Annotated in this window: 2 protein-coding genes and 1 pseudogene; all 3 read left to right on the top strand. The window is 67.1% G+C overall.

The window, feature by feature from the left end; genetic code table 11:
- A pseudogene (locus VFW69_RS05290) lies at nt 1-382 on the top strand (hypothetical protein); the annotation flags it as partial.
- Nucleotide 383: 1 nt separating this feature from the next.
- Nucleotides 384-554: a hypothetical protein gene (locus tag VFW69_RS05285; RefSeq protein WP_526498881.1), complete on the top strand. Its 171-nt coding sequence runs from the start codon at nt 384-386 to the stop codon at nt 552-554.
- A 129-nt stretch (nt 555-683) separates the two neighbouring features.
- Nucleotides 684-1934, top strand: a complete 1251-nt coding sequence (locus VFW69_RS05280; protein ID WP_526498883.1) for an IS701 family transposase — start codon at nt 684-686, stop codon at nt 1932-1934.
- Nucleotides 1935-2008: the final 74 nt, after the last annotated feature.

Below are 2008 nucleotides of genomic sequence, written 5' to 3'. Positions count from 1 at the left end.
GCCTGGCGGTGTGGTGTATTTCCTGCACGAGCACCGGGGCATGCCGATCGCGTCACCGGCGATCTTCGAGCAGATCGGTGCTCGGTTTCGGGATGGTATGCGGCGATTCGCCCAGGCCAACCACATCCCGGTGGTGCGGTTTCGACGCGGTGAGCGCAAGGTCGAGGTGATGCGGTCGCACCTGGATCGAGCGGCCGAAAGCGGTCGTTCGCAGGTCGCCGCGATCGGGGTGGCCCAGGAGTTTCAGGTGGTGTGGACCTCGGATATTCACGGCGATCTTGTGATCATGGATTTCGGGGTGTCGGGACGAGGAAGGGTGCCCCTGAACTCGGACAATGCGGATTGTCGAGATCTGCGTGAGCCCAGAAAGGAACACCCTTGAGGTGAAGGCTACAAGCATCGGGCGGCTGGGCGATGATCCCGCGCTGGCCTGGTCGCACAGACTGCAGGTCGAGGTCGGCGGTGCCGGGACGGTCGCGCAGGCGGGGGTGGTGCTGCCGCGGTTGTTGGCTGATCGACTCGGCCTGACCACGGGCCTAGTACTCCAGCCGTAGATCGTGATCTTGCCGCGTGTCGGTCCCGGACGCAGGGCGGCCACCGCATGATCATCCTCGGTTGTGAAGACGTCAGAGGATCAAACGGTGGCCGTGGGCCGCAGCGTAGCGGTAGATCGATGGCCGGGGATGCTGGATGAGTTACTCGGTCGGGTGGCCGGCCGGTTTCCTCGGGTCGAACCGCGGCGACGGGTCCGAGGGTTCGTGCTCGGGCTGTTGGCCGACCTACCCCGCAAGAACTGCTGGGCCATCGCCGAGTACGCCGGGGACGTCAACCCCGATGGCATGCAACATCTGCTGGGTCGCGCGGTGTGGGACACCGACGGGGTGCGCGATGACCTGCGTGATTACGTCGTGGAGCACCTGGGTGATCCACACGGGGTGTTGGTGGTCGATGAGACTGGCGATGTCAAAAAGGGCACTGCCACGGTCGGGACTCAGCGGCAATACACCGGGACCGCGGGTCGGATCGAGAACGCCCAAGTGGCAGTGTATTTGACCTACGCCGGGCAGGTCGGACACGCGATGATCGACCGGGAGCTGTACCTGCCGCGTTCCTGGACCAGTGACCCGGCCCGCTGCGCCGCCGCCGGCGTGCCCGATGACGTCGCATTCGCCACCAAACCGGCGCTGGCGCAGACCATGCTGGCCCGGGCGCTCGACGCTGGGGTGCCGGCGCGGTGGGTGGCCGCCGATGAGGTCTACGGCGCCGACCCGGGATTGCGTGGCTATCTGGAGGCTCGCGAGGTGGGTTACGTGCTGGCCATCGGCTGCGACCGCCGGGTGCCCACCGCAGCCGGTCTGATCTGCCCCGACACCCTGGCCGCCAGCCTGCCCAAGGGCGCCTGGCAACGACTTTCCGCTGGGCCGGGCGCTAAGGGGCAGCGCTACTACGACTGGGCGTGGGTCACCCTGACCGCCCCAGCGGGACACCACTGGCTGCTCATCCGCCGCCACCCCCACCACGGTGAACTCGCCTTCTACCGCTGCTATGCACCCACCCCGGTCCCGCTCGGCGAACTGGTCCGCGTCGCCGGACGCCGATGGACCATCGAGGAGAGTTTTCAGGCCGCCAAAGGTCTGGCCGGGCTCGATGAACACCAAGTCCGCCGCTGGCTGGCCTGGCGACGCTGGACCCTGCTGGCCATGCTCGCCCATGCCCTGCTCGCGGTCATCGCCGCCACCGAACGCGCCCAGCGACCACCACCCGCCGAGCTGATCGCCCTGACCTGCAACGAGATCCAACACCTATTCACCACGCTGATCACCGAACCCACCCGCCGGCTCACCGATCCGCTGGCCTGGTCACAGTGGCGACGCCGCCATCAACACCATGCCCGCTCCTGCCACTACCGCCGCCAAGAAGCTCAACTCACATGATCACGATCTACGGCTGGAGTACTAGGACCCCGTAGGCCTGTCCGGCGGCTTGCGGGCCGCATCGGTTAATACCC

Source organism: Mycobacterium sp. (assembly GCF_036273375.1).
GTDB lineage: Bacteria > Actinomycetota > Actinomycetes > Mycobacteriales > Mycobacteriaceae > Mycobacterium.
Note: the sequence above shows the minus strand (reverse complement) of the source record. Positions and strands in the feature narration are given on the sequence as shown.